The 26,990-nt window shown below is 61.1% G+C and carries 25 protein-coding genes and 1 pseudogene; 9 read left to right on the plus strand and 17 right to left on the minus strand.

Features of this window, described 5'->3' with window-relative positions; all coding sequences use genetic code 11:
* Positions 1–26: 26 nt before the first annotated feature.
* Both HGP31_RS12170 and HGP31_RS12175 read right to left on the minus strand, forming a co-directional pair.
* Positions 27–299, minus strand: coding sequence for a hypothetical protein (locus HGP31_RS12170; protein ID WP_020800214.1), 273 nt, complete (start codon positions 297–299; stop codon positions 27–29).
* A gap of 115 nt (positions 300–414) precedes the next feature.
* On the minus strand, positions 415–1,323 hold the full coding sequence (locus tag HGP31_RS12175) for a MurR/RpiR family transcriptional regulator (RefSeq protein WP_020800213.1): 909 nt from the start codon (positions 1,321–1,323) through the stop codon (positions 415–417).
* A 397-nt stretch (positions 1,324–1,720) separates the two neighbouring features.
* Here HGP31_RS12175 and HGP31_RS30965 point away from each other — a divergent pair.
* Positions 1,721–2,272: pseudogene (locus tag HGP31_RS30965) on the plus strand (sulfite exporter TauE/SafE family protein); the annotation flags it as partial.
* A 101-nt stretch (positions 2,273–2,373) separates the two neighbouring features.
* Here the strand turns inward: HGP31_RS30965 and HGP31_RS12185 are convergent.
* From HGP31_RS12185 to HGP31_RS12225, 9 genes are all read right to left on the minus strand, one after another.
* Positions 2,374–3,138 carry an ABC transporter ATP-binding protein gene (locus tag HGP31_RS12185; RefSeq protein ID WP_110753784.1) on the minus strand — a complete coding sequence of 255 codons (765 nt, stop codon included), beginning with the start codon at positions 3,136–3,138 and terminating at the stop codon, positions 2,374–2,376.
* A gap of 18 nt (positions 3,139–3,156) precedes the next feature.
* A complete protein-coding gene (locus tag HGP31_RS12190) occupies positions 3,157–4,269 on the minus strand; it encodes a succinylglutamate desuccinylase/aspartoacylase family protein (RefSeq protein ID WP_168757825.1) in 1,113 nt (370 codons plus the stop codon).
* Between the two features lie 8 nt (positions 4,270–4,277).
* Positions 4,278–4,976 carry an ABC transporter permease gene (locus HGP31_RS12195; RefSeq protein WP_033045212.1) on the minus strand — a complete coding sequence of 233 codons (699 nt, stop codon included), beginning with the start codon at positions 4,974–4,976 and terminating at the stop codon, positions 4,278–4,280.
* Positions 4,977–4,990: 14 nt separating this feature from the next.
* A complete protein-coding gene (locus HGP31_RS12200; RefSeq protein WP_020800209.1) occupies positions 4,991–5,680 on the minus strand; it encodes an ABC transporter permease in 690 nt (229 codons plus the stop codon).
* A 91-nt stretch (positions 5,681–5,771) separates the two neighbouring features.
* Positions 5,772–6,548, minus strand: coding sequence for an ABC transporter substrate-binding protein (locus HGP31_RS12205; RefSeq protein ID WP_168757826.1), 777 nt, complete (start codon positions 6,546–6,548; stop codon positions 5,772–5,774).
* A 360-nt stretch (positions 6,549–6,908) separates the two neighbouring features.
* Entirely contained in the window at positions 6,909–7,337 is a 429-nt protein-coding gene (locus HGP31_RS12210) for a hypothetical protein (protein WP_168757827.1), read from the minus strand.
* A 138-nt stretch (positions 7,338–7,475) separates the two neighbouring features.
* Entirely contained in the window at positions 7,476–7,889 is a 414-nt protein-coding gene (locus HGP31_RS12215) for a VOC family protein (RefSeq protein ID WP_168757828.1), read from the minus strand.
* A gap of 91 nt (positions 7,890–7,980) precedes the next feature.
* Positions 7,981–8,640, minus strand: coding sequence for a TetR/AcrR family transcriptional regulator (locus HGP31_RS12220; RefSeq protein ID WP_042955777.1), 660 nt, complete (start codon positions 8,638–8,640; stop codon positions 7,981–7,983).
* Entirely contained in the window at positions 8,627–9,478 is an 852-nt protein-coding gene (locus HGP31_RS12225) for a 3-hydroxybutyryl-CoA dehydrogenase (RefSeq protein WP_020800204.1), read from the minus strand. The genes HGP31_RS12220 and HGP31_RS12225 overlap by 14 nt, the downstream gene beginning before the upstream one ends.
* A 165-nt stretch (positions 9,479–9,643) precedes the next feature.
* On the opposite strand from HGP31_RS12225, the gene HGP31_RS12230 reads away from it, so the two are divergent.
* Together HGP31_RS12230 and HGP31_RS12235 are read left to right on the plus strand one after the other, a co-directional pair.
* Positions 9,644–10,684: an AraC family transcriptional regulator gene (locus HGP31_RS12230; protein ID WP_020800203.1), complete on the plus strand. Its 1,041-nt coding sequence runs from the start codon at positions 9,644–9,646 to the stop codon at positions 10,682–10,684.
* A gap of 5 nt (positions 10,685–10,689) precedes the next feature.
* Complete coding sequence (locus tag HGP31_RS12235) at positions 10,690–12,495, plus strand: ABC transporter ATP-binding protein (protein ID WP_020800202.1); 1,806 nt, start codon at positions 10,690–10,692, stop codon at positions 12,493–12,495.
* Between the two features lie 3 nt (positions 12,496–12,498).
* Here HGP31_RS12235 and HGP31_RS12240 read toward each other — a convergent pair whose 3' ends face one another.
* From HGP31_RS12240 to HGP31_RS12250, 3 genes are all read right to left on the minus strand, one after another.
* Positions 12,499–13,467, minus strand: coding sequence for an alpha/beta hydrolase (locus HGP31_RS12240; protein ID WP_168757829.1), 969 nt, complete (start codon positions 13,465–13,467; stop codon positions 12,499–12,501).
* Between the two features lie 173 nt (positions 13,468–13,640).
* On the minus strand, positions 13,641–14,642 hold the full coding sequence (locus HGP31_RS12245; RefSeq protein WP_168757830.1) for an NAD(P)H-quinone oxidoreductase: 1,002 nt from the start codon (positions 14,640–14,642) through the stop codon (positions 13,641–13,643).
* 108 nt (positions 14,643–14,750) lie between these two features.
* Positions 14,751–15,965 carry a YbfB/YjiJ family MFS transporter gene (locus HGP31_RS12250; RefSeq protein ID WP_168757831.1) on the minus strand — a complete coding sequence of 405 codons (1,215 nt, stop codon included), beginning with the start codon at positions 15,963–15,965 and terminating at the stop codon, positions 14,751–14,753.
* Positions 15,966–16,077: 112 nt separating this feature from the next.
* Between HGP31_RS12250 and HGP31_RS12255 the strand changes: the two genes are divergently transcribed.
* Positions 16,078–16,950 carry a LysR family transcriptional regulator gene (locus HGP31_RS12255; protein ID WP_083348778.1) on the plus strand — a complete coding sequence of 291 codons (873 nt, stop codon included), beginning with the start codon at positions 16,078–16,080 and terminating at the stop codon, positions 16,948–16,950.
* Positions 16,951–16,987: 37 nt separating this feature from the next.
* Here HGP31_RS12255 and HGP31_RS12260 read toward each other — a convergent pair whose 3' ends face one another.
* Positions 16,988–17,710, minus strand: coding sequence for a pirin family protein (locus tag HGP31_RS12260; protein ID WP_020800196.1), 723 nt, complete (start codon positions 17,708–17,710; stop codon positions 16,988–16,990).
* 290 nt (positions 17,711–18,000) lie between these two features.
* On the opposite strand from HGP31_RS12260, the gene HGP31_RS12265 reads away from it, so the two are divergent.
* Both HGP31_RS12265 and HGP31_RS12270 read left to right on the plus strand, forming a co-directional pair.
* The gene (locus tag HGP31_RS12265; protein WP_033045225.1) at positions 18,001–18,951 is read left to right on the plus strand and encodes a GlxA family transcriptional regulator; all 951 of its coding nucleotides are present in this window, start codon (positions 18,001–18,003) and stop codon (positions 18,949–18,951) included.
* A 162-nt stretch (positions 18,952–19,113) separates the two neighbouring features.
* Positions 19,114–20,616: an ATP-binding protein gene (locus HGP31_RS12270; RefSeq protein WP_083348780.1), complete on the plus strand. Its 1,503-nt coding sequence runs from the start codon at positions 19,114–19,116 to the stop codon at positions 20,614–20,616.
* Here the strand turns inward: HGP31_RS12270 and HGP31_RS12275 are convergent.
* A complete protein-coding gene (locus HGP31_RS12275) occupies positions 20,581–23,385 on the minus strand; it encodes an ATP-binding protein (protein WP_168757832.1) in 2,805 nt (934 codons plus the stop codon). The genes HGP31_RS12270 and HGP31_RS12275 overlap by 36 nt on opposite strands.
* A 290-nt stretch (positions 23,386–23,675) precedes the next feature.
* Here HGP31_RS12275 and HGP31_RS12280 point away from each other — a divergent pair, with 290 nt between their 5' ends.
* Both HGP31_RS12280 and HGP31_RS12285 read left to right on the plus strand, forming a co-directional pair.
* Positions 23,676–24,251 carry a flavodoxin family protein gene (locus HGP31_RS12280; protein ID WP_168757833.1) on the plus strand — a complete coding sequence of 192 codons (576 nt, stop codon included), beginning with the start codon at positions 23,676–23,678 and terminating at the stop codon, positions 24,249–24,251.
* Between the two features lie 32 nt (positions 24,252–24,283).
* Positions 24,284–25,108: an alpha/beta fold hydrolase gene (locus HGP31_RS12285; protein WP_020800190.1), complete on the plus strand. Its 825-nt coding sequence runs from the start codon at positions 24,284–24,286 to the stop codon at positions 25,106–25,108.
* Here the strand turns inward: HGP31_RS12285 and HGP31_RS12290 are convergent.
* Entirely contained in the window at positions 25,098–25,580 is a 483-nt protein-coding gene (locus HGP31_RS12290) for a helix-turn-helix domain-containing protein (protein WP_168757834.1), read from the minus strand. The genes HGP31_RS12285 and HGP31_RS12290 overlap by 11 nt on opposite strands.
* A 157-nt stretch (positions 25,581–25,737) precedes the next feature.
* Here HGP31_RS12290 and HGP31_RS12295 point away from each other — a divergent pair, with 157 nt between their 5' ends.
* On the plus strand, positions 25,738–26,658 hold the full coding sequence (locus HGP31_RS12295) for a LysR family transcriptional regulator (protein ID WP_020800188.1): 921 nt from the start codon (positions 25,738–25,740) through the stop codon (positions 26,656–26,658).
* Positions 26,659–26,990 lie beyond the last annotated feature (332 nt).

Below are 26,990 nucleotides of genomic sequence, written 5' to 3' on the forward strand. Positions count from 1 at the left end.
GCTTTTGAAAAAGGGGTAGAGGTTGGTCAACTGCCAGACTTGCTACCCCTTTGATTCTCCCCGTCGTCCTCCGATGCTGCGTCTTTTTTTATGGAGTGCGCGTCGGCACCGGCGTTTGAACCCGCTGCTTCCTCGCCCTTTTTATCTGCCTTTTCTTCGTTGGATTCCGGCTGGTTGAGCCCGGGAAGTGCCGAAGGTGGAATCGTTGCATCCTCGGTGGTTTTCTCGGCGGCCTGCACGTAAAGCGGCGAAGCCGACAACAAGCCCGTGAGCATGAGAGTGACAATGGTGATGTTCATCGTTTGAGTCTTCCGTGCAAGGGGATGTACGGTATTTGAAGCACGGCTCACAGGAAGGTGCGCAGTGGCAGACGGGCGGCAGATCCGAAGTGTTGCAACGGGCGCCCGGGAACCATCACTTTTTCGGCGATTTGTTGCTTGTGGGGATGTGCAGGTAAGACATCACGCTTTCGGTCAGTTCGGTGGCCAGCTTCACGGCTTCCTTGTTGCGAGCCATCACGCCTGCCACCAGTCCTTCGATCAGGGCAAGCACGGCAATGTTGGAACTGGTCAACACCGGATGGTCAGCCGGGGCAAACAGCACGTGTTCGGCAATGGCGGTGAGCGGGGAGGCGGGTGAGTCGGTGATCGCCAATACCGAGGCGCCGCGCGCGTTGGCAAAACGTGCAAGTTGCAGCGTATCGAGGGAGTAGCGCGGCAGGGAGATCGCGAGCAGTACGTCCTCATCAGTGATGGCAGCCAGCCGGTAAGCGGCGTTTTCGTTGCCGCCCTCCATGCTGATGGCGGTTGCGTCCGCGCAGAAGGGCATCAGAGTAGAGGCGGCGAGACCGGCGAAGTAGACGCTGTTGCCAAACCCGAGGATGTAGATTTTCCGCGCCTCGATCAGGCGAGTGACAAAGGCCTCGAAGGTCTCGGCATGGTTGTTGGTCGCCGCCGTGGCGAGATTGCTGCTGGCGCTGTGGATTTGCTCATGCAGGCCAAATGCACCACCCGGTCGATGGGCCAGTTCGTTGCGCAACTTATCGACCGGCGACACCATCTGCTGCAACGTCGCGACCAGCTCGGCTTTCATGCCGGTGTAACCACCCAGGTTCAGCGCCTTGGCCAGTCGATTGACCGCTGCTGGCGAGGTGGATGTCTCTTGAGCCATTTCTTCGATGGTCAACGTCGCGGCCCTGAGCGGGTGACGCAGGACAAAGTCCGCCACTTTGCGCAGTGACGGCGGCAGGTCGGAAACGATTTCCGCCAGTTTGCGCATCACTGGCGCGGCATAGACCGTGGTGTCTTTCGAAGGGGTTGGCATATCCGGCTCAACATGTCCTGAGGGTTGGAGGTGGGGTGGGGCGAATGACCCGTAGGAGCGAGCATGCTCCTACAGAGGTCTTGCTCGCGAGTGTATCCGAAGCCGACCCTCGCTGTGCGCAGATGACTTATTTCAAGCTACTCGCGCCTGAAGTTGCTGCAGTACTCAGGCTTCACTACGACCATGCAACAAAGTCAGCGAAAACTCCTACAAAATATAAAGAAAGATCTCTCGAGTCATCCACATACAAAAATTAATCGAAGCCTGGCACGGTGGCTTGGTTTATCGAATCCGCAATCACCCTGAGAAAAAATTAACTTACTAAGTTAGTGAAGTTATCGGTGTGTTGGAGCGGCGTTGAAATAGTAAAAAAACCAACATTCGCTCTGGAAGACAAATGACAGAATACTTACTCGTTTTGTTTATCGGGGTCATTTCAGGCGTCGTCAGTGGGGTAATCGGTACGGGGGCCTCGATCATGCTTCTGCCTGCGCTCGCCCTTTGTTTCGGCCCCAAGCAGGCGGTGCCGATCATGGCGGTGGCAGCAATCGTCGGCAATATTTCAAGGGTTATTCTTTGGCGAAAGGATATTCACTGGAAGGCGTTTTTAGCCTATTCGGTGACAGGGGTACCCGCAGCGGCTCTTGGTGCACACACACTCTGGAGCCTGAAAGCAACCTGGATTGATATAGCCCTCGGGACGTTCTTTCTGCTCATGATTCCCTATCGCCACTGGGCAAAATCAAGAAATTTCACTCTTTCGCTTTGGCAGCTCTTAATCACAGGGGCTTTTGTCGGCTACCTCACGGGTATTGTTCTTTCTACCGGGCCGCTGACCATTCCAATTTTTTCTGCATACGGGTTATTGAAAGGCCCATTGCTCTCAACCGAAGCAGCCGTCTCGTTTGTTATTTACTTGAGCAAGACAATTACCGATGTTTCAGGCGGTTCCGTGAAGAACTTTTTGGGTGGGCAACATCCCGGCCGGAGCGTTCCGAAGCCGACCCTCGGTGTGCAGCGACGGGCCAAGAGTCGGTGTGCGCGGAAGGCTTATTTCAAGCTGCCAGCCAGGAACTGCTGGAGGCGTTCGGACTGCGGGTTGACCAGCACCTCGCGCGGGTCGCCACGTTCCTCGACCTGGCCCTTGTGCAGGAATACCAACTGGTTCGACACCTCGCGGGCAAAGCCCATTTCGTGGGTCACGACCACCATGGTCCGGCCTTCCAGCGCCAGGTCCTGCATGACCTTCAACACTTCGCCGACCAGTTCGGGGTCGAGTGCCGACGTGGGCTCGTCGAACAGCATTACCTCCGGTTCCATCGCCAATGCCCGGGCAATCGCCACGCGCTGTTGCTCACCTCCGGACATATGCGCCGGCCAGGCGTCCATGCGGTGTGCCACGCCGACCTTGTCCAGGTAGTGCTCGGCCTTTTCCCGCGCCTGTTTCTTGTCGATGCCCAGTACATGCACCGGTGCTTCCATGACGTTTTCGAGGGCACTCATGTGCGACCAGAGATTGAAGTGCTGAAACACCATCGATAACCGCGAACGCATGCGTTGCAGCTGCCTGGGTTCGGCAGCCTTGAGCCCGCCGAGCTTGTTGCTCACCAGCTTGAGCTGTTCGCCATTGAGCACGATGTCGCCGGCGTTGGGTTGTTCCAGCAGGTTGATGCAACGCAGGAAGGTGCTTTTGCCCGAGCCGCTCGAGCCGATGATGCTGATGACGTCACCGGCTTTCGCCTCCAGGGACACGCCCTTGAGTACTTCATGGGTGCCGTAGCTTTTGTGCAGGTCCTTTATTTCCAGCTTGTACATGGTTCTGACTCTCTGTTATCAGTCGCTGAGCAAGCGGCCTTGGCGAATGGGGGTACTGCCGGCAATTTTCGCCAGCCACAGGCCGGGCTGGGCAAAGCGCAGGCGTTCGCGGGCGTAAAGAATGCCGTCGGTACTGGCACGCACCACGCTGTGCTGGTCGGTGAGCGGATCAATCACTTCGAACAGCGGATCGCCGACCTTGACCCGGGCCCCCAGCGGTTGCAGATAACTCACCACCCCCGGGTGTGGCGCGTAGGCGTACTGCGCACCGGCGAACGGTGTCGCTTCACACCTGCTTGGTGGCGACGCAGGCCAGTCACCGCTGATCAGGCCTTGCTCGGCGAGATAGCCGAGAATGGCTTGCGCGCTGTCGACGCACGTCTCGCGTTCGGTGTCAGCCATGCCGCGCAATTCAATAGTGGTGGCTACACATGCCAGCGAAATATTGGCTTCAGGGAAGCGCTTGGCCAGTTGCAGCCAGGGGAGTGCGCAGGCTTCATCGAATGCGCTGCCGCCCGCAGCCTCGGCCAACAGGGCAACGCCGGCGTCCAGGCGGGCGGCCAGCGAGCGCAGGCGTGGCCAGTTTTGCGGCATGGCATACAACAGCATGATCGACTCGAAGTCGCAGTGCAGGTCCAGCACCACATCGGCGTCGCAGGCATGCTGCAGCAACAGGCGACGCAAACCGTCGAGCTCCGAGGTCGCTGCCGGCAAGTTGGCGAGGGCATCGCCCATGGCGCGGCGGATCAGGGCGACGTTGGCATCGGCATCGTCGCCCAATTGACCTTCCAGTCGCTGCGCGACTTCCTTGCCGAGTTCCGGGAAGTCGCGATTGAAATTCTTCCCGCTGGAGAACTCGAAGCGACCTTGGTGCGTGGCCTGGAACATCTGGGCGATACCGATCGGATTGGCCATTGGCACCAATTCGATCACCCCGTTCAGGCGACCTTGCTCTTCCAGCGCCTGCAGGCGGCGCTTGAGTTCGACGGCGACGCGCATTCCCGGCAATTCATCGGCGTGCAGGGAAGCCTGGATGTAGGCCTTGCGCGCGCCGCTGCCAAAACGGAACAGCGAGAGCTTTCGTTCTGTGCCCGAGGCACTCCACGGCAACAGGTATTGAATGTGTTGCATGAGACTCCTTAGTGCTTGCGCGGTGCCAGGTAGGCCAGCCAGCGGCGCTCGGCCAACTTGAACAGACGAACCAGGATGAAGGTCAGGGCCAGATAGATCAGGCCCGCGGTAATGAACGCCTCGAACGGCAGATAGAACCGTGAACTGACCGTTCGCGCGGCTCCCGTGATATCGACCAGCGTGACGATCGACGCCAGGCTGGTGGTTTGCAGCATCATCAGCACTTCGTTGCTGTACTGCGGCAACGCCCGGCGCAGGGCCGACGGCAGGAGAATCCGCCGGTACAGGGTCAAGCGCGACATGCCCATGGCTTTGGCGGCTTCGATCTCGCCGTAGGCGGTGGCCTTCAGGCTGCCGGCCAACAGTTCGGCGCTGTAGGCACTGGTATTGATCGCAAAGGCCAGGCAAGCGCAGAAAGTTGCACTGGACAGGTACGGCCAGAGCGCGCTTTGGCGTACCGCTTCGAACTGCGCCAACCCGTAATAGATCAGGAACAATTGCACCAGCATCGGCGTGCCGCGAATCACGTAGGTGTAGAGCCAGGCCGGGAAGTTGAGCAGCGGCGAACGGGATACGCGCAGCAACGCGATGGGAATCGCCAGCACCAGGCCAATGGCCAGGGAAATCAGCAGGACTTTGAGGGTCACCAGCGCGCCATTGAAATACAGCGGCAGGTTTTCCCAGATCAGGTTGTAGTCGAGAATCATGCCTGTGCTCCCCGTTACAGTTCGGCGGCTTTGACGCCGACCGAGTAGTGTTTTTCCAGATAGCGCAGCACCAGCAACGACACGCTGGTCAGCATCAGGTAGAGCGCGGCAGCGGTGAGGAAAAACGTGAACGGCTCATGGGTGGCGTCCGCCGCGTTCTTGGCCTTGAACATCATGTCCTGCAAGCCGATCACCGAGATCAGCGCAGTGGATTTGGTCAGCACCAGCCAGTTGTTGGTGAAGCCGGGAATGGCGAAGCGAATCATCTGCGGCACCAGGATCCGCCAGAACACCTGCAGGCCGCTCATGCCATAGGCCGCGCCGGCCTCGCCCTGGCCCTTGGGGATCGCCATGAAGGCGCCACGAAAGGTTTCCGAGAGGTAGGCACCAAAGATGAAGCCCATGGTGCAGACGCCCGCGATAAACGGATTGATGTCGATGTAGCGGGTGTAGCCCAGTGCGAGGGCAAGGCGGTTCACCAGATCCTGGCCGCCATAGAAGATCAGCAGGATCAACACCAGGTCGGGAATCCCGCGGATCAGGGTGGTATAGCCTTCGCCCAGTACCGCCAGCCATTTGAACGGCGACAACCGGAAGGCGGCGCCGATCAGGCCCAGGGCAATGGCCAGGGTCATGGAGGTCAGGGCAAGGTTGATGGTCAGCCAGGCGCCATCGAGAATGCTCGATCCGTAGCCGTGGAGCATGTTGAAGTTCCTCAAGCGAGCGCCGCAAGGCGCACGAGACAAGCCACAAGTGGCGCCTGCACAGGCCTGCGCCAGGGTCTGGGGTAAAGGCTTATTCGCCGTAGATATCGAACGCGAAGTACTTGGCCATCACTTGCTGGTACTTGCCATTGCTGCGGATGGCGTCAATCGCCGCACTCAGGCGCGCAACGTTCGCGCTGTCGCCTTTACGCACTGCAATCCCGGCGCCTTTGCCGAAGTATTTGGGGTCGTTGATGTCGGGTCCGACCAGGGCAAAACCATTACCCAATGGCGTCTTGATGAAGCTCTCGTTGGTGTTGACGACGTCGGCGAGGGTGGCGTCCAGGCGACCCGCCGCCAGGTCGAGGAAGGCTTCATTCTGTGAGGAGTAGCGAACAATCGAGGCGCCGGCTTTCTCAAGCTGCTCGGTGGCGAAACGGTCATAGGTCGAGGAACGTTGGACGCCGACTTTCTTGCCCTTGAGATCGACCAGCGGGTCGTTGATCACGTTGCCGGCCTTCATCGCGAACTTGCCCGGCGTGTGGTAGTACTTTTTGCTGAAGTCGACGGATTTCATGCGGTCCTCAGTGATCGACATCGACGACAACACGGCATCGATCTTGCGCACTTTCAGTGAGGGGATCATGCCGTCGAATTCCTGGATGACCCATTCGCACCTGACCTTCATTTCTTCGCACAGCGCGTTGCCGATGTCGTAATCGAAACCACTGACATTGCCCTCCGGCGTCTTGAAGGAGAAGGGCGGGTAGGCGGCTTCGATACCGATGCGCAGGCTGTCGTCGTCGGCATGTGCCAGCAAGCTTGCGGCGCACAGTGCCAGAGTACCTAGAAGTTCTGTCTTGTTCATATTGTTGACTCCCTGGATGAGGTGTTTGGGTGTTGCGCGCAGCGATCGTCCGATCTGTCGAAGGGGACCGCTCCGTGGATTTTCGAGGCTATAAATGGCACATAAAATTTCATAAATCAAACAAATGAAAAAAAACATATCAGTGCCGGGCGAAAAATGCCGGAGCGTCACTGTCACTATTGGCAGGTCAGGCCCAAGCAAGTCTCACGTGCAAACACGCAGGCGGGCCTGATTGTCGATAGCCGTTTTTTCTAGATCTGGGGAGGGGACAGGGGTGGTAAGCGGACACGAATGCGACCGCTGACTCGCGGGGAAACTGCGCCCCGCGTTGTCAATTTCAGCGAAAAAAAAGCCTGCTGTTCACTTGTACTTGATCACGATCCCTTTGAGTTTGCGGCCATTGACGGTCTGTACGTCGCGAGCCCATAGCGGCCCGTTGAGATAGGCACCTACCGGCTGGATATGGTCATAGACCACCACCACGGCATCGCCACCGAGCTTGGCGGCTTCTTCGCGCAGTTTCTGCTCGACCTCGGTAATGGGCGGGGCCGGGTCAACACTGGCGTCGATCAATATTTCGCCCAGCCGAACGTGTGGGCGCAGGGGCTCGGAGCGCAATACGACGATTTCACTGGGCAGTGTCGGTGCGGGATGTTCCACGCCAACGTAGGCGGTGGTCTGGGCATCGACTGTCGCGCAACCGCTGAGTGCCAGCAGGGCGGCGGCGAGCCCTCCTGCCAGCAGCGACAGTTTTAGACGGGTGGACCATGACGGGTCATGGGTGTGCATGGTGGTTTCCTCCGAAGGGCCGCTGTCACACGGGTGGCTTGTTGACGGTAGCAGACGGCCCGGGAGTTGCCAGAGTGCCCGACCGTTCCAGGCCGGAGCTGCTCGAAGACTTGAACAGCGGCGCTGTGCGCGATCCTGTTACTGGTCCTTTTCGCAGTTGATCATCCACGACACGCCAAAGCGATCGACCAACATGCCAAAACGCGCGGCCCAGAAGGTGGCCTCGAGCGGCATTTGCACCTTGCCACCTTCGGACAGGGCTGAAAACACCTGTTCAGCCTCCTTGATGCTGTCGACATTCAGCGAAATCGAACAACCGCTCATCTCATCGGTGGGGCGATCGGGAGTGGTGTCCGAGCCCATGATCGCCTGGTCCCCCACGGCCAGCCGGGTGTGGATGATCAGGTTGTGCAGATCCTTGGGGACGTGCTCGGCGGCAGGTGTTTCGCCGAAGGTCAGCATGGCTTCGAGCTGGCCCTTGAGGCTTTCGGCATAGAAGGTGAATGCGGCTTTGCAGTCGCCGTTGAAGATCAGGTAGGGATTGATTTTCATGATTGCGCTCCCGGTCAGTGGAAGGTACACATCGAATTGGACGCTGGGTGCAAGCGCGAATTCCGATGGCATCGACTGGGCAAGCAAAGCGCTAAAACGCGGAGGCAGCCTGGGTATTTTTAGATATTTTCTCGATAGGGCGCGCCAGGCTTATAGCCTCGCTCGTGCGCCTCGGCGCGAGCACGCGCTCGATGGCACCGCCGACCAGGTTCTCCAGCAGTTCATCGTGCTCGCTTTCGTCCAGCGAATGGGCGGTCAGCCAGCTGGGTGCGCTGTTAAGCAGGGCGGCGATGGCATGGCCGGCCGCCAGGAGACCTGATTCACTGAACCTCGAACGAGCGCCGAGCAGGACCATCAACTGGCGCTCGTATTGCTCGCGCAATTTTTGCACCCGAGCCTGCTGCTCTTCGTTCAGGCAACTGCTGTCTCGCTCCACCAGGCGATAATGCCAGGGCAAGTCGCGATGTAAATTCAGGTGCGCGCGAATCAGGCTGTTGAGTCGGTCGCGCTTGGCCGGCGCCTGTTGCTTGATGCGCCCCAGCGTGGCCAGCAGCTCTTCGTAGAACTCTTCGATCAAATCCAGCAACAGGTGCTGTTTGCTCGGGTAATGGTGATACAGCGAGCCCGGGGAAAGCCCCAGGCACGTCGCGAGCTCGCGCATGCCCACCTGACCGAAACCCTTGCTGGCGAACAGCTCCAGCACCTTGTCCCGGTATTCGGCGAAACGCGAGCAACGCTCAGGCATAGGCATGGAAGCCGCGCCCCGTCTTGCGTCCCAGGTAACCGGCGGCGACCATTTCCTTGAGCAATGGCGCCGGGCGGTATTTGCTGTCGTTGAAGCCCTCGTAGAAGGCTTGCATGATCGCCAGCAGCGTATCCAGGCCGATCAGGTCCGCCAGGGCCAGCGGGCCGATAGGCTGGTTGCAACCCAGGCGCATGCCGGCGTCGATGTCCTCGGCGCTGGCCAGGCCTTCCTGCAGTACCAGGATCGCTTCGTTGATCATCGGCACCAGGATCCGGTTGACCACGAACCCCGGGCGGTTGCCGGCGGTGATTGCGGTTTTGCCCAGGCGGGTCGCCATGTCCAGCGCCAGGGTGTGGGTTGCATCGCTGGTTTGCAGGCCGCGAATGACTTCGATCAGGCCCATCACCGGCACCGGGTTGAAGAAGTGCAAGCCGATGAAGCGTTCAGGCTGGCTGACACTGGCCGCCAGCTGGGTGATCGACAGCGACGAAGTGTTGGAAGCGATCACGCACTCGGCGCTGACCTGCGCGGCAATCTGTTGCAGCACCCGCAGTTTCAGGTCGAGGTTCTCGGTGGCGGCTTCGATCACCAGTTGCGCATCGTGCAGGCTGCTGTAGTCGGTGCTGGTGCGGATCTTGTCGAGGGCGGCGTTTTTTTGCTCGACGCTCAGGGTTTCCTTGGCGACTTGCCGGTCAAGGTTCTTGCCGACGGTGGCGAGGGCTTTTTGCAAGGCAACCTCGCTGATGTCCAGCAGGGTCACGTTGAAACCGGCCAGGGCGCAGACCTGAGCGATACCATTGCCCATGGTGCCGGCGCCGATCACCCCAATGTTTTGCAGATTCATGTTGCCGTCCTTTCGATAAACCTTGCGATACCTTGGCCGTCGTGATGGCCGAAAGCGTACTATTGCCGCGAGTCTAGAGCCGGCGCAGTGGTTGGCCTATGCCGAAACTGTTCAACGGCACTGATGTTTTTTGCCATTTCGGGTGATGGGGAGCGAAGCGTTCGCATGCGGGAAAAGGACTCGGTAGCCGCCTACTTCGTGCAGGCGATGATCCACGGGCTGGGGGACGATCCACAGCGAGTGCGGGCTGTGCTGGAACAGGCCGGTATCGATCCGGCGCTGATGCAGGACCCCACCTCGCGGGTGTCGGCCAATGCCTTTGCGGCGTTGTGGCTGATTCAGATCCGCGAGCTGAATGACGAGTTCTTCGGGCTCGATTCCCATGGCATGCCGCCGGGCGCATTCGCCCTGATTTGTCGCGCCTTGATCCAGGAGCCGGACCTGCACAAGGCCATGCGCCAGTGCCTGGCCAACTTCGCCCTGTTCCTCCGGGATTTTCGCGGCACGCTGACCGTGCGCGGCAAGCGGGCGGTCATCAGTCTGGACAGCCAGGCGGCCAACGAAGACGTCAGCCGATTCGGCGAAGAGACGTTCCTGGTGTTGATGATCAGCCTGCTCTGCTGGCTGGGTGGGAGGCGCATCCCGATCGACCGCGCGGACTTTCGCCATGCGCGCCTGTCACTCAGCGATGACCGTTTGCTCTGGGGGCCGAACCTGACCTTTGGTGCCGAGCGCACCGAAATCGAGTTCGCCAGTCATTACCTGCGCCTGCCGGTGGTCCAGGACCTGGCGTCGCTCAAAGTGTTCTTGCGCACCGCGCCACAATGGCTGGTGATCCGCTTTCGCAACCAGCACGGCCTGGCGTCGCAGGTACACCAGCGCTTGCGCAACAGCCATTACAGCCAATGGCCGACCCTGCAGGCCTTTGCCCTCGAACAACACCTGAGCCCCAGCACCTTTCGCCGAAAACTCGAACGCGAAGGCTGCTCCTATCAGGAGATCAAGGACGAAGTGCGACGCGCGGTGGCATTCGAACAGTTGCGCGGGAGCCAGGCCAGTATCGGCGATATCGCCGAACAACTGGGTTTCCAGGAGCCGAGTGCATTTCACCGGGCCTTCAAGAAGTGGACGGGAGAGAGCCCGGGGCGGTATCGGGCGCGGTTTCAGGAGGGGCGGCTCGAAACCTCGGCGGAGTCTGACAGGTGAGCCCGATGTTTGACCGTGTCACCTCGCTTCTCGACCAGGCACGCCGTGCCTTGCTCCTTGTCTGGGGTACATCCCGGGGGCTGTTTCTGGGGCTGGTGCTGGCAACGCTGGTCGCCGGTGTACTTCCGGCGCTGGCGGCATGGCTGGGCCAGCGCATTGTCGACGCCGTGGTCTTCGCCATGCAATTGCACGCGCAGCAGGGCAGTGCGCCGTTGTGGCCGGTGCTGCGCTACGTGCTGTTGGAAGCGGGTGTGCTGGCCTTGCTGTCCGCCACCCAGCGGGCGCTGTCGGTACAGCAGTCGCTGTTGCGGGTGCAGCTGGGGCAGAAGGTCAACACGATGATTCTGGAAAAGGCCCAGACGTTATCGCTGGTGCAATTCGAGAATTCGGAGTTCTACGACAAGCTGGTGCGGGTTCGGCGCGAAGCCTCGACCCGGCCGTTGGCGTTGGTGATGAAGTCGCTGGGGCTGATCCAGAACCTGATCGTGCTGATCAGCTTCGGTGTGTTGCTGGTGCATTTTTCACCTTGGGCCCTGGTGTTGCTGGTGGTCGGTGCGTTGCCGGTATTTTTTGCCGAGGCGCACTTTTCCGGCGATGCCTTTCGCCTGTTTACCCGCCGCGCACCGGAGAGCCGGCAGCAGAACTACATCGAGACGTTGCTTTCCCATGAGGGCTACATCAAGGAGGTCAAGCTGTTCGGTTTCGCGCCGCTGCTGTTGCAGCGTTACCGCGACACCTTTGCCAGGCTTTACGCCGAGGACCGGCGGCTGACCCTGCGTCGCGATGGCTGGGGATTTGCTCTCGGCCTGCTGGGCACCGCGGCGTTCTACCTGGCCTATGCCTGGGTGGTGGTCGACGCGGTCCACGGCAGTATCAGCCTCGGCCAGATGACCATGTACCTGGTGTTGTTCAAGCAAGGACAGGCGGCGGTGAGCAGCAGCCTGAGCGCCATCAGTGGTTTGTACGAGGATGGCCTCTACCTGTCGAGCCTCTACGAATACTTGGCCGAACCCGTGGTTGCCGACACCGGTCATCTGACCGTGGGCGCGGTGCCTGGCGACGGCCTGCGCTTCGAGAACGTCGGCTTTCGTTACCCGGGGGCCAGTCGCGCCGCGCTGACAGGCATCGACCTGCATCTGGTGCCGGGGCACAGTGTGGCGTTGGTGGGGGAGAACGGTTCGGGCAAGACCACGCTGATCAAATTGTTGACCCGGCTGTATCGGCCCGATCAAGGACGCATCCTGCTGGATGGCAGCGATCTGCAAGCCTGGGAGGAAGACGCGCTACGCCGGCGGATTGGGGTGATCTTCCAGGACTACATCCGCTACCAGTTTTCCGTCGGCGAGAACATCGGCGTGGGCGACACGTTGGCGTTCAAGGATGAGCAGCGCTGGCAGCAAGCCGCCGCCGAAGGCATGGCTGCGCCGTTCATCGAGCGCCTCGATCGCGGCTATGCCACGCAACTGGGGCGCTGGTTTGCCGGAGGGCTGGAGCTGTCTGGTGGGCAATGGCAGAAAATCGCCCTGTCGCGCGCCTACATGCGCCGCGATGCCGATATCCTGATCCTCGACGAGCCGACCTCGGCACTCGATCCGGCGGCGGAAGCGGCGGTGTTCGAGCATTTCAGCCAGCACACCCAAGGTCGCATGACCCTGCTGATTTCCCACCGTTTTTCCAGCGTGCGCAACGCCGATCACATCATCGTGCTGGATCAGGGCAGCATCCTTGAACGTGGCGATCATGCCACGCTGGTCACGGCCGGGGGGCGTTATGCGCAGCTGTTCGACCTGCAGGCCCGGGGTTATCGATAACACTCAGGAATCCTGGGCACCCCGTGACACCATGCCCCGTGAACCCTTAGCCCCGGCTATCTGCGGTTTTGCCCGCATCAGGCCTTCGAGCGCCTGGCGATACTGGCTGCCGCCCAGGCTCATGCTGTTGTTGTGCGTGCCGCCGGGTATCAGCAACAAGCGCTTGGGTTCATTGGCCGCATTGAACAACTGCTGACTGAACCGCGACGGCATGAACCGATCGGCCAGGCCATGGACCACCAGCAACGGCATGTCGATGTCGACGATCTTGTCGATGGAGTCGAACTTCTGCGACAGCAACCAGCGCACCGGCAACCAGTTCTCCGGCAGGTTGTTGCCCGCGACTTCAGTGACGGCATCGCCCAGGGAGGTGAAGGTGGACTCGATCACCAGGCCGCGCACCGGGACCGGGCGTTTTGCCTTTTTCGCCTGGGCGGTCAGGTCTGCCGCCAGGTCGATGGCCACCGCGCCACCCAGGGAGTGGCCGTAGATCAAGCGCTTGCTGGCATCCGGTTGCATCGCGGTGAAACGATCCCAGGCGGCCCGGGCATCTTCGTAAACGCTGGCTTCCGACGGCAGGTCGCCCTGGCTCTGTCCGAATCCGCGATAGTCAATCGCCAGCACCGAGTAGCCCATGGCTCGCAACTGCTCGATGCGAAAGGCCTGGCCGGTCAGGTTCCAGCGTACGCCGTGCAGGTAGAGAATCGATGGCGCGTCACGGCGCGCGGCCGGCCACCACCAGGCATGCAGGTTTTGCCCGGCCTTGAACTCGACGGGCTTGATGTCGAATTCCTGCACGTCCCCAGGCAAACCGCGATACCAGCGGGCCGTGCCCGGTTCAATGCGAAACAGCAACTCGCGCTCTTTGTACTTGAGTGCGCCGCAACCCACGGGCAGGCCGACGACCAGCGCGGCCATGCACAGCAGCGGCAGCCAGCGCAGGCGCAGGCGAGTGAGGAGGGCAGTGGCCATCGGGTGGTTCACCGGTATGGACATGAAGTGCGCGTTTTAACAGATGCGCGCGCGGGGTGGGGAAAAATGCGACTTGTGGGAGCGGGGTTGCTCCAGGCGGCGCTGCGACGAAGGCGATGGCACAGTCGACATTGATGCTGTCTGACACACCGCCATCGCCAGCAAGCCGGCTCCTACAGGTCCACGCGCAGCACGATTTTGCCGATGTGGTCGCCGGCTTCCATCCGCGTATGGGCTTGTGCCGCCTCGGTGAGCGCGTAAACCTGGTCGATCATCGGCAGGCAACGCCCGGCCGCAAGTACCGGCCAAACATATTCGCGCAGCTGTTCGGCGATCGAGGCTTTTTCTTCCCGGGTGCGCGAACGCAACAGCGAACCGGTGACCACGGCGCGCTTGGCCATGATCGCCAGCAAATCGACATCCTTGCCGAAGGCACCGCCGAGGAAGCCCAGCATCACCAGTCGACCTTCCATGCCCAATGCCGCGATATTCTGGTTCAGGTACGAGCCGCCCATGATGTCGAGGATGACATTGACGCCTTTGCCGGCGGTTTTTTCCGCAATGACCTGGACGAAGTCCTGATCGCGATAGTTGATCGCTTCGGCGCCCAATTGGCGGATTACCGCACACTTTTCCTCACTGCCCGCCGTGGCGAATGCCTTGATGCCGAACTCGCGGCACAACATCAGCGCGGTGGTGCCGATGCCGCTGGTGCCGCCGTGGATCAACGCGCGCTGGCCTTTGCTGGCGCCGCCCATGTCCAACAGATTGGCCCACACCGTAAAGAAGGTCTCCGGGACCGCCGCCGCGTGCACCCAGTCCATGCCTTCGGGTATCGGCAGGGCCTGGCTGGCCGGGACCACGCAGTACTGCGCATAGCCGCCGCCATTGGTCAGCGCACAGACCTTGTCGCCGACGATAAAATCACTGACTTGCGCGCCAACGGCGACCACTTCACCGGCCACTTCCAGTCCCGGGATCGGGTTCATGCCGGGTTTCATCGGGTACTTGCCGGCGCGCTGGATCACGTCGGGGCGATTGACCCCGGCGGCGTGCACGCGGATCAGCACTTCACCGACGCCCGCCGTGGGCAAGGGTACCTGGCGCGGTTGCAGGACTTCAGGAGCGCCGGGTTGGGTGATTTCAATCAAGGTCATGTCTTTAGGCAAATTCATTGCATATACCTACCTGTGTGGAAAATCAAAAGATCGCAGCCTGCGGCAGCTCCTACATGGGAATGCAGACACCTGTAGGAGCTGCCGCAGGCTGCGATCTTTTGACCTTCATGGGCAACTGGCCTGAACAACAGGGTCAGGTCGATTCATCAAACGCACCGCCAACTCCAGCAACAACGCCACCACAATGGCTCCGGCCGCAATCTCGAACATCAGCCCATATTGGCCGCCGATGGCATTGAACAGGGCCGAATACGCGAAACCGGAAATGGCCTGGAAGGTGGCGAAGGACACAGTGGCGCGACTCCAGACCACCTGTTGCTGATGATGCCCTGGGACCAGTTCGTGAACCCGTGCCAGTGCCAGCGGCACGATGCCTGGGGGGAATGATCCGAGGATCAGCGCCAGCACGGCCAATGAGGCGAAGGCGCTGGATACCGACAGCGCAGCCACGGCAATCGCCTGCACCAGCAACACCATGCGGATACTGCGCTTGGCGCCCAACTGATCCGCAAGAAAACCATAGCTCACCGGCCCGACAATCGCGCCGAGGCCGTACATCACCCAGATCAGTGCGCCGACATGTTGCCCGGCGCCGAGGCCGCGAGCCACGTAATCCACCAGGAACACCATGGCCGGCACCAGCCCCGCCGCCATGAGTGCGTATTGGGCAAACAGCAGGTAGACACCCGGGTGGGTGCGGGTCGGCGCGCCATGGTGCGTCTCTGTCGTCATTGCCTGGTGTGCAACTGACGGCCAGCCAAACCAGCTGATGGCGGTCAGGATCAGTGCCAGCAAACCGAGGCCGAGCCAGGTTTGCTGCAGGCCCAGGCTCAGCAACGGCGGAACGATCGTTCCCGAACCGGCAATGCCCAGCCCTATGCCGAGAAAGATCGCGCCACTGGCCAGGCCTCTGCGCGAGGCGGGCACATGCGGCAACACCGTCGACGCCACCAGCACCATGATCGCGCCGCCGGCGACACCCGAGAGTAAACGCCAGCCGAAAAACCAGCTCACCGACAAGGGGAACGCACAGGCGAAGAACGACAGTGTGACCGCCAGCATCATCAGCCGCAGTGCGCTTTTGTTGGACGTGCGACGTGCCAGCGGCTGGCCGATCAGTGCACCGATCAGGTAGCCCACCAGGTTGGCGGCACCGAGGTACACCACGTCGCTGGCGGAAAACCAATGGGCCTGGATCAGCGAGGGAATCAACGGCGTATAGGCAAAACGTGCCAGGCCAATGCTGACCAGGCTGGCGCACAGGCCGGCAAGGATCGGTAGCCAGAATGCATTGCGTGGGGTGTTCGAGGGAGTGAGCATAAACGCTCTCCTGCAGATTTTTACTGGTGATCAGCTTAACCAACTTCTGTGATGCACTAATGCAGCTAATTCGCGTTATGGTGATGCATAAATGCATCTTATGGAGGACCCAATGAATTGGGATGACGCACGGGTGTTTCTCGCGGTCTGCCGCGAATCAACACTGCGCGGTGCCGCGCGGGTATTGGGTGTCGATCAGGCCACGGTGGGGCGGCGCATCACTGCGCTGGAAAAATCATTGAACGCCACGTTGTTCCTGCGCACCAGCGATGGGTATGCGCTGACAGCCGTGGGCGAAGCGGCGATGCGCGCGGTTGAGAAAATGGAGCATTCGGCTCTGGAACTGCAGCGGCGCATCCAGGGCCTCGACGACCGGCTGACGGGCATTGTGAGGGTGACCACCACCGACTCCCTGGCCATCGACTTCCTGATTCCGGCCGTCGCCCGCCTGCATCAACGTCACCCCGACGTGCGGGTGCAACTGGACGCCTCGACACAAATCCTCAGCCTGGCCAAACGCGAAGCCGATATCGCCGTGCGCAATACCCGGCCGGACAACCCGGACCTCATAGCCCGGCGAATCGCCCGTTGGCCGGTGGGCCTGTTCGCCTCGCAAGCCTACGTGGATGCCCACGGTATTCCCTCGCCAGGATCGGCATTCGAAGGGCATGACCTGGTGGTTTACCAGCCGTATTTGCAAGGTGGAAAGGACATGACACTGGTCAACGAACCCGTAGTGCGCGGGCGGATTGCCGCGAGCCTGAGTTCCAGCCTGCTGGTGCGGCGTTCGATTGCCGCAGGCATCGGGATCGGGGAGATTCCCGTGTATGTGGGGGAGAAAGATGGGCTGGTCCGACTGTGGCCGGAGCGCACGCGGCCGTTGCCGTATGACGTGTGGCTGGTGACCCACGCGGACCTTCGGCATACCGCGAGGGTCCGTGCGGTGATTGATGAGATTGTCGAAGGTTTTTCCGGGAACCTGTAGGAGCATGCTCGCTCCTACAGGGGCTGGTGTAGGCCTGTTATGGCATTTCTGGCAGTTCTTGCGGGCGCAAGTCGAACACCAGCACCTCGGCATCCACCCCATTGCTCAAGGTCAGCAACTGTTCCTCGCGAACCCGCACACCGTCGCCTGCCTGCATCGGCACGCCGTTGAGTTCGACGCGACCGCGAGCCACATGCACGTAGGCGTAGCGATTGGCGGCCAGTTCCAGAGTCGCAGTTTCCTTGCCATCGATCAGGCCGGCATACACTCGCGCATCCTGGCGCACTTTCAGCGAGCCCTGGGCGCCATCGGGGGAGATAATCAATTGCAGGCGACCGCGTTTCTTCTGCGTGCTGAAGTGTTCTTGCTGATAGCGCGGTTTGGCTCCGCTGACGTCAGGGACGATCCAGATTTGCAGGAAGTGCACGGGCCGCGAGTCCGAGTGGTTGTACTCGCTGTGCGCCACGCCGCTGCCGGCACTCATCAACTGTACGTCGCCGGGACGGATCACCGAGCCAGTGCCCAAGGTATCCTTATGTTCCAGCGCACCCTCGAGCACGTAGGAGAAAATCTCCATGTCGCGGTGCGGATGCTGGCCGAAACCCTTGCCGGCTGCCACGCGGTCATCGTTGATCACCAGCAGGTCGGAAAAACCCTGTTCTTTCGGGTTGCGATAGCTGGCGAAGGAAAAGGTATGGAACGACTTCAGCCAACCGTGATTAGCCAGGCCACGATCCGATGCTTTGCGAAGGGTCAGCATGATGAAATCTCCTGTGGGGACGTCAATTCGTCCGAGTGAGGAGAAGGTTAATGTTTATCGATTGATGCAATAAGTAGCTGAAAATTGAAATACTGTCTCGTTCAAGTTGACAAAAATGCGTCTGAGGGCGCGGTACCCTGTGGGAGCGGGCTTGCTCGCGAATGCAGTGTTACATTCAATAATTTTGGTGACTGACAAACCGCATTCGTCGGAACGCTGCCCGGAGCAAGCCCGCTTCCACAAGTGCCTGTGCGCAGTACATATCCTTTTTTTCCAGTGATGTTGAACCCATGAAAACCGTAGCAATGGTGCTGTTCCCCGACTTTCTCCTGCTCGACATGGCCGGGCCCATGGAGGTGTTTTCCATTGCCAATCGTTATCTGAAACCCGATGACCACTATGTACTGACGACCCTTGGCACCGAGCCCGGCGCCTTGAGGGCGTCCAATGGCGTGAAGGTGCAGGCAGACTTGCCTGTCGATCAGGCCTGTGATGGCTTCGATTTGCTGCTGGTGCCCGGTGGGCCTGGTGCCTACAACCAAAAATATCCGCCCTTGCTCGAGTGGCTCAAGCACAACGTCAGTCGATCGAAAACCTATGGTTCGATCTGTACCGGGGCGTTTGTGCTGGGACACGCCTGTTTGCTCGACGGCTATCGCGTGACCACCCACTGGCATTACACCGACCGGTTGATCAAGGCATTCCCCAAGGCGACGGTCGAGACCGACCAGATTTATGTCCAGGACCGCAACCTCATCACTTCCGGCGGCGTCACCGCCGGCATTGACCTGGCGCTGGCGGTGGTCGCCCAAGACCATGGCAAGAAGGTCGCCCAGGATGTGGCCAAGGTGTTGTTGGTGGTCATGAAGCGCCAGGGTGGCCAGGCGCAGTTCAGCCCGTTGATGGCGGCAGTGGCTCCGCACGAAACGGCGATTACCCGGGTGCAGAACCATGTGCTCGAACATCTGGACGAAACTTTCAGCATTGAGCGCATGGCCGGCCTCGCGAATATGAGCCCGCGGCATTTCGCCAGGGTCTTCGCCCGGGAAGTGAGCATGACACCCATGGAGTTTCTGCAAAGCGCACGTATCGACTGCGCCAGGAGCCTGCTGGAATCCGGTGACTTGCCGCTCAAGACGGTAGCGTTCAAAAGTGGATTCGGCAGCGTGCGGCACATGCGTTTCCTGTTCGGTGAAAAGCTTGGCCTGACCCCGACCCAGTATCGCGAGCAATTCAGCTAGCGCCCTTGTCCGTCGTGCGCACCCTAATGGCCGTGACGCTCCCCCCGTGGCTGTTGTACCGTCACCTGGGCCTGCCAAGATACCGCTGAGCTCATTGCAATGAAGGTACGCAGCGCCTGGATGGTTGCGCGTGCCGAGCAGTTTTCCAGCGGGTGACAGTGGATGAACAGCCTTACAAACGTAACCAGCGACACGGTGTTGCACTTCGGTCCCTACGCGTTCCACCTCCAGCAGCGACTGGTCCTGGAGGGTGATCAGCCGTTGCGCCTGGGCGGGCGCGCGTTGGATATCTTGCAGGTGCTGGTCGAGCGTGCAGGCTCGGTGGTCAGCAAAGACGAACTGATTGCCCGGGTCTGGCCAAGGTCGGTGGTCGAGGAAATCAACTTGCGCGTGCACATTGCGGCGCTGCGTCGGGTTTTTCGTGACGGACAGGGCGGGCGTGACGGACAGGACGGGCATTGCTACATCGCCACGATTCCTGAGCGTGGCTACAGCTTTGTCGCGCCGGTGCGACAGGCGCTGGAGGTGACTCCTTTGCCCTGCGACGCCTTTGCGAGCCCGGCGCACAATTTGCCAGCACGGCTTACGCCCATTACTGGTCGCGACGCAGTTGTCGGCAGTCTGGTGCGCCAGTTGCCGGTGCGCCGTTGCATGACACTGGTCGGGCCCTGTGGCATCGGCAAGACCACCGTTGCGCTGCGTGTCGCTGAATTGCTGTTGCAGCACTATCGCGATGGCGTGTGGCGGGTGGATCTGGCGCTGATCGATGACCCGGCGCAACTGGTCGAGCATCTGACGCGCACCTTGCCGCTGGGCATCGGCGCGGACGTGGACGCGCTGGGGCGCTGGCATGCATTGCTGGTCCTGGACAATTGCGAACACCTGCTGGAAGGCTGCCGGACGCTGGTCGAGACGTTGCTGACGTCGGCACCTCGGCTGTCGATCCTGGTCACCAGTCGTGAACCGCTGCGGGTCACCGACGAAGTGCTCCTGCCTTTACCGCCGCTGTTGGTACCCCCTGCGTCGGCATTGTGCAGTCTCGATGAGGTCATGAGCTATTCGGCGGTGCAGCTGTTCGTCAGCCGCGCCCGAGCTCGCCAGCAAGGATTTGCCCTGCGCGAGCAGGACCTCAAGGCTGTGCGCGAAATCTGTCGGCGACTCGATGGTTTGCCCTTGGCCATCGAGCTTGCCGCCGCGCAGATCGATGCGCTGGCGCTGGTGGGACTGCAGGCGCAACTGGATAACTGCTTTCAGATGCTGACCCAGGGGCGACGCACGGCAGTCCCGCGGCACCAGACCCTGAAAGCGGCCCTGGACTGGAGCTATGAGCGGCTGGCACCGATGGAGCAAACCGTGTTGCAGCGTCTGGCGGTGTTCAAGTCGGCGTTTACTGACGACGCGGCGCTGGAGGTGATCAGTTGCGCAATGCTGCCGCCGTCGAGTCTGGCCAGCATCATGGAGAGTCTGGCGCTCAAATCGCTGGTGTCGCTGGAGCAAGTCCGCGGTGTGACCCGTTATCGCTTGCTCAATACGACCCGCTGCTATGCCCTGGAAAAACTCGAACAGAGCGGGGCCTTGCGCACCTACGAAATGCGCTACGCCGGCTACGTCAGTCACAGCCGCCGACCATCAGCCAGGCACGTGGCCCTGCAACTCTGCGAGTAACCGTTGTACAGCGACCAGGTCCGGGGTGGCATGGCCTTCGGTAAACCGCTGGTAGACCGGCGACAGCAAGTCCCGGGCTTGTCGGTAGCGGCCCTGGCGTTGCCAAAGCCGCGCCAGCGAGGTGGCGCTACGCAGCTCCCAGGCCAGGGCACCCTGGGCTTTTGCTATGTTGAGCGCCTTGATCAACAGGGTCTCGGCGGTACAGTTTTTCACCGGGCAATCGGCCGCCAGCAGCGCATTGGCCCTGGCCCGCAGAATCTCCGCGGTGCTCCAGCCTGCCGCGCCGGTTTCGGCGCGTTGCAGTAAATCGTCATCGACCAGGCCGCTGTCGAGGGTAACCATGATTTCCTTGATCAAACCCGCACCCGGACGAGGTGACGCCTGGGCGTCGGCACTGTCGATGACCTGCGCATAGTGTCGAGCCCAGGTATAGAACAACAGCACCGAGTGCTTCTGCGCTTGTTCCAGCAGCAGGCGCAAGAGTTCGCGAGCGGTTTGGTTGTCGCCGTTGTAATGGGCGATCAGGCAGCCCGACAGGGCCAGGGTGTAGCAGATCGATGTGCCATGGTTGATCTGCAGCGCAACGTCCAGCGCCTGGCGGGCCGTACGCCAGGCTTGTTCGGGGTGGCCTTGAATCCAGAGGATGCGGGCCAGGATGGTCAGGGCGGCGACGCTCTGGTCGTATTGCACGCCAAACCCATGGGTGAAGCGATTGAGATGACCGCTGTGGGCCATGCGCTGGATCACCTCTTCGGCGTTCATCCGCGCCCGTTGCTGGTCGCCGGCAAAGTGCAGGGTCAGCACGCGCAGGCGATGGGTGCTCAAGGACAGCGCGGCGTCATTGTGCAGCCCCAGTCGGTCGAATTGCTCGCTCTGTTCCAGGGCCATTTGATAGTGGCCGCAACTGAGGTTGACGGCCAGGTGCCCGGAAATGGCGCGCAACTGACCGGCCACATCGTTGCACTGAATGGCCAGGGCCCGTGCGCTGACGAAGGCTTCGACGGTTTGCGCAGTGCCGCCCTGGGCGTGATAACTGGTACTGCCCAAAGCCAGTTTCAGCAGCATTTTCAAGCGCGGACAGGGCTCGGGCGCTGCATCGAGCAGCGTCAGGGCCTTGCGCACATAACCGCCGTACTCGTTCAGTAGCGACAGTTCCTGCCACAGTGGCGTGGATGTCGCGGTCAGGCGGATCGCCAACGCATGCGGGCCTGGCGCAGACAGCCCCCAGTCGAGCGCCGCGCGCAGGTCTTCGAGGCTGCGGGCATACCGCTCGATCCACTGCCCGGTGGGAATATGCTCCCAGTCGTTTTGCGCCTGCTGCATCAGTACCAGGCATCTCTGGGCGTGGCGGTCGCGGGTGGCGGGCAATTCAGCGCTTTGTTCGAGTTTTTCCAGGGCATAATTGCGGGTGGTGTCGAGCAGGCGGTAGAAAACCGCTTCGTCACCGACGTCCACGTTCAACAGCGACTTGGCCACCAATTGCGTGATCGAGCCAAACACTTCGCTCGGTTCAATGTGTTCACCCACGATCACCGCCGCCGCCGATTCAAGGGTAAAGCCACCGCGGAAGATGCCCAGTCGACGCAGGCAGGTTTGTTCGCAGGCAGTGAGCAGGTTGAAGCTCCAGTCCAGCGTCGTGCGCAGGGTCTGGTGCCGGCCCAGGGTCGTCGGGTTGCTGTGGGTCAGTCGGCCAAAGCTTTGCTGCAACTGCGTCAGCAAACCCTGCAGGCCAAGGTTCGCGACCTGCGCGGCCGCCAGTTCCAGGGCCAGCGGAATGCCGTCCAGGCGCCGGCAGATATCGATCACCAGCGGCAATTTGGCGTCGGTCAGCTCAAAGCTGTCGTGGTTGGCCATGGCCCGCTCGACAAACAGCTGCAGTGCGGAAAAACCCAGCGCCTGGGTATGGTCCAGCACGGCAATGGGCGGAGGGCAGTCCAGTGATTCCAGGCGCTGCACGTATTCACCTTCGGCTCGCAGGCTCTCGCGGCTGGTGGCCAGGATATGCACCTGCGGCGCGCCACGCAGCAGGCTTTCACACAGCAATGCCACGCTGTCGATCAAGTGTTCGCAGTTGTCGATGACCAGCAACATATGCCGTTCGCGCAGGAACGTGGCGAGGCTGTTCATCGGTTCGCTGTCGTGCAGGGACAGTTCCAGCACTGTCGCCAGGTGACCACAGACCATCGCTGGATCGTTGATCGGTGCCAGGTCCAGCAGGCGGATGCCGTCTCGGTAACGGCCGATCAGTTGCTCGGCAACGCGCAGGGCGACGGTGGTCTTGCCGATACCGCCGGGGCCTACGAGGGTGATGAAACGCTGGCGTGGCAGCTGCGCCACCAGGTTGTCGACCAGCACCTGACGACCGATCAGACGGGTGCTGCGCAAGGGCAGGTTATGGCCACTCAATTTCCCGGCGTCGCTGTGTAGGTCTTGCCCGCTGTGCTCCAGCGAGCACGGTGCAACAAAGCTGTAGCCACGCTGGGCCACGGTGACAATGTAGCGCTGGCCGGCCTGACCGTCGCCAAGGGCTTTGCGCAAGGCTGCCATGTGCACCCGCAGGTTGATCTCTTCCACCACGCTGTCGGGCCAGACTTGCGCCATCAGGTCCTGCTTGCTGACAACTTTCCCGGCGTGCTCCAGCAGGATCAACAGGATGTCCATGGCACGTCGGCCCAGGCGCAGGGGCCGTTCGGATTCCATCGCCAGACGTCGTCCGGGGTAGATCCTGTAGGGGCCGAAATGCACAGCCTGTTCGGGGGCGAGGGTCAACGGTTTACTCCTGTATGCATGCGTCTGGGACGCGCTTTTCGAGCATATTCCTCAGGTTTTTGCCGCCTTGCAATGCGCTGCGCGGATGACTGTTGCTCAAACGCATTGAATGTCGTGTATCAGGTAATGGCGGGCGGTCCCGTGAACATTGGTCGAGGCAGCGTTAAATCCGGGTCGCCGGGGCTTTTGGCGTGCCTGGGAAAATTAACAACGTTTAACTCGTCGTGCGTCCGGTCTACGCCAAGACTGCGAACCCTAAATGGATTCTACATGTCTGGAGGACGCCGGAGATGAGCAGCGTGGTGGTGGTCTATCACAGCGGTTACGGGCACACCCGGGTCATGGCCGAAGCCGTGGCCCAGGGTGTGCAACGGCACGTGGGTAGCACCTGCCGACTCATTGCCGTCGAAGACGTGGACGAACACTGGGCGTGTTTGCACCACGCCGACGCGATCATTTTCGGTGCCCCGACCTACATGGGCAGCGCTTCGGCAGCCTTCAAGGCCTTCATGGAGGCTACGGCGGCGTTTTACCTGGCGCAACCCTGGCGCGACAAGCTGGCTGCCGGCTTCACCAATTCCGGCTGCCTGTGCGGCGACAAGCTCAACACCCTGCTGCAGATGGCGGTTTTCGCGGCCCAGCATTCGATGATCTGGGTTGGCCTCGACCTGCTGCCCGCACGCTCCGCCACGGGCGAGTTCGACGGCCAGATGAACCGGCTGGGCAGTTCGTTGGGCGCCATGGCCCAGTCGAATGTCGAACAGTCCCCCGACCTCGCACCGCCCGCCGAGGACCGCAGCACCGCGGCACACCTGGGCGAGCGCGTGGCGCGGCTGGCCGAGCGAATGCGCCGCACATCCGATTGATTGACCTCAACCCCACGTAAGGAACACGCCCCATGAGTACGTTCACCACCCGCGACGGCACCGAGATCTATTTCAAGGATTGGGGGAGCGGTCAGCCGATCGTCTTCAGCCACGGTTGGCCGCTCAATGCCGACAGCTGGGAATCGCAGATGTTGTTCCTGGCCACCCAGGGCTACCGCGTCATTGCCCACGACCGCCGTGGACATGGCCGTTCCAGCCAGCCATGGTTCGGCAACGACATGGACACCTACGCCGATGACCTGGCGCAATTGATCGAACACCTGGACTTGCACAACGTCGTGCTGTTCGGTTTCTCCACCGGTGGCGGTGAAGTGGCGCGCTACATCGGTCGTCACGGCACCGAGCGGGTGGCCAAGGCCGGGCTGATTTCCTCGGTGCCACCGCTGATGCTCAAGACCGATGCCAATCCCGGCGGCCTGCCGATCGAAGTGTTCGACGGCATTCGCCAGGCTTCGCTGGTGAATCGCTCGCAGCTGTACAAGGACCTTGCCAGCGGCCCGTTCTTCGGCTTTAACCAGCCAGGCGCCACCCCGTCCCAGGGCATGATCGACTGGTTCTGGATGCAGGGCATGGCCGCCGGCCACAAGAACGCCTACGACTGCATCAAGGCATTCTCAGAAACCGATTTCACCGAAGACCTGAAGAAATTCGACGTGCCGACGCTGGTGGTGCACGGCGACGCCGATCAGGTGGTGCCGATCGAGGCCGCGGGTATCGCGTCGGCAGGATTGGTGAAAAATTCGCGGCTGTTGGTCTACCCTGGCGCGCCCCATGGCCTGACAGACACCCACAAGGATCAGCTCAACGCCGATCTGCTGGCATTCCTCAAGGGTTGATGTATGCCGGCGATGGCATCCGTGAAGTCGCCATCGCCGGCTCCAGCAGGTTTGTTTGTGCGGGTGAGGCGGGAAGGGCGCGTACTGTGCGGCAACGCCAGGCAAACGGATTGATGCCTTCACTGCGGGTGAACATGTGGCAGAAATGCGCCTGGTCGCAGAAGCCGCATTCGAGGCTGATTTGCGTCAGGCTCAGGTCAGTGTGCTGGATCAGCAGCTTGGCCCGGGCGATGCGTTGTTGGCGGATCCATTCCTGGGGTGAGCAACCGGTGCTGCACTTGAACGCCCGGGAAAAATGACTGCGCGACAGCGAACAGGCCTGGGCCAGTTCGGTCACTTGCAGGGTTTCTCCGAGGCGCTCGAGGATCAGCCGTTTGACCAACCGCTCGCGCTGCGGACTGAGGCCGCTGGTGCTTTTGCCTTGTGTTTGTGCGACTGCCGCGCGGGCGGCGCTTTGCTGCAACTGAGCCATGGCGAATGTCCGTGTCGGTAGGCTTCATTCTTGAACTCCAGGGCTCTGGGTTGCGAGTTAAACGTTGTTAATTCCTCGTCCATGACGGGCACTCTTGCGTAAAGTCAGACACAATCGCTGCCTCGCGCCTGGCTCAACACAAAAAGGAACCGTGCCTATGAACCGTAACGATCTGCGCCGTGTCGACATGAACCTTCTGGTGATTTTCGAAGCCTTGATGTTCGAGAAGAACCTGACCCGCGTCGCGGAAAAACTGTTCATGGGCCAGCCTGCCGTGAGCGCGGCCCTGGGACGGTTGCGCGATCTGTTCGATGACCCTTTGCTGTTGCGCAACGGTAGAAGCATGGAGCCGACGGCGCGGGCATTGGCGATTCTCAAGGAGTTGCAACCGGCGATGGATACCATTTCCGGCGCGGTAAGTCGCGCCAAGGAATTCGATCCTGCGACCAGTTGCGATGTGTTTCGCATTGGCCTGTCGGACGATGCCGAGTTCGGGTTGTTCCCGCCACTGCTGAGCAAGCTGCAGGAAGAAGCACCGGGCATTGTCGTGGTGGTACGCCGGGCCAATTACCTGCTGATGCCGGCCTTGCTGGCGTCGGGGGAAATTTCCGTGGGCGTCAGCTACACCACCGAGTTGCCGGCCAATGCCAAGCGCAAGAAACTGCGCGATATTCCCTGCAAAGTGCTGCGCGGTGACAAGCGACCGGGAACGCTGACCCTGGATGAGTATTGTGCGCGTCCCCATGCGATGGTCTCGTTTTCCGGGGACCTGAGCGGCAATATCGATCTGGATCTGGCGAAGGTTGGTCGTACCCGTCGAGTGGTGCTGGGGGTTCCGCAGTTCAGTGGTTTGCGCGCGTTGCTCGCCGGGACCGAGATGATTGCCACGGTGCCCGATTATGCAGCTTGTGCGTTGGTGGAGGGGTGTGGCTTGCGCGCTGAAGATCCGCCGTTCGAGATTGCAGCGGCGCAGTTGTCGATGGCGTGGAGTGGGGTGCATGACAATGATCCGGCGGAGCGTTGGTTGCGGTCGCGCATCAGTCAGTTCATGTCTGAGCCTTTGGCTGTTCTGGCTTGACCTTGGCGGCCTGGTAGCCGACCAGGTTGCTGGTTGTTTGAGTACATATCCGTTGCTGCGGTAACGGCCGCTTAGGGTTTCGCCCTTACGGCGAGTCCCTTTTGTCAAACGCCACAAAAGGAACCAAAAAGTCTTGCCCCAGCGTCCGGCCCCTCGCTGAGGCTCGGCGTTCCTTCGCTCCGGTATCCATCCGGGGACACTGCCCTCCGGTTGGCTTCGCTGCACCTACATGCAGCGTGTTCGACTGCGTCGAACGGCGCTGCGCGCCACTCCCCGGATGAACACCGGAACGAGGCCTCCCGATAGGGGCGGGCAGATCAAGATCAAGAGCT

Source organism: Pseudomonas umsongensis, assembly GCF_012647205.1.
Lineage (GTDB): Bacteria > Pseudomonadota > Gammaproteobacteria > Pseudomonadales > Pseudomonadaceae > Aquipseudomonas > Aquipseudomonas umsongensis.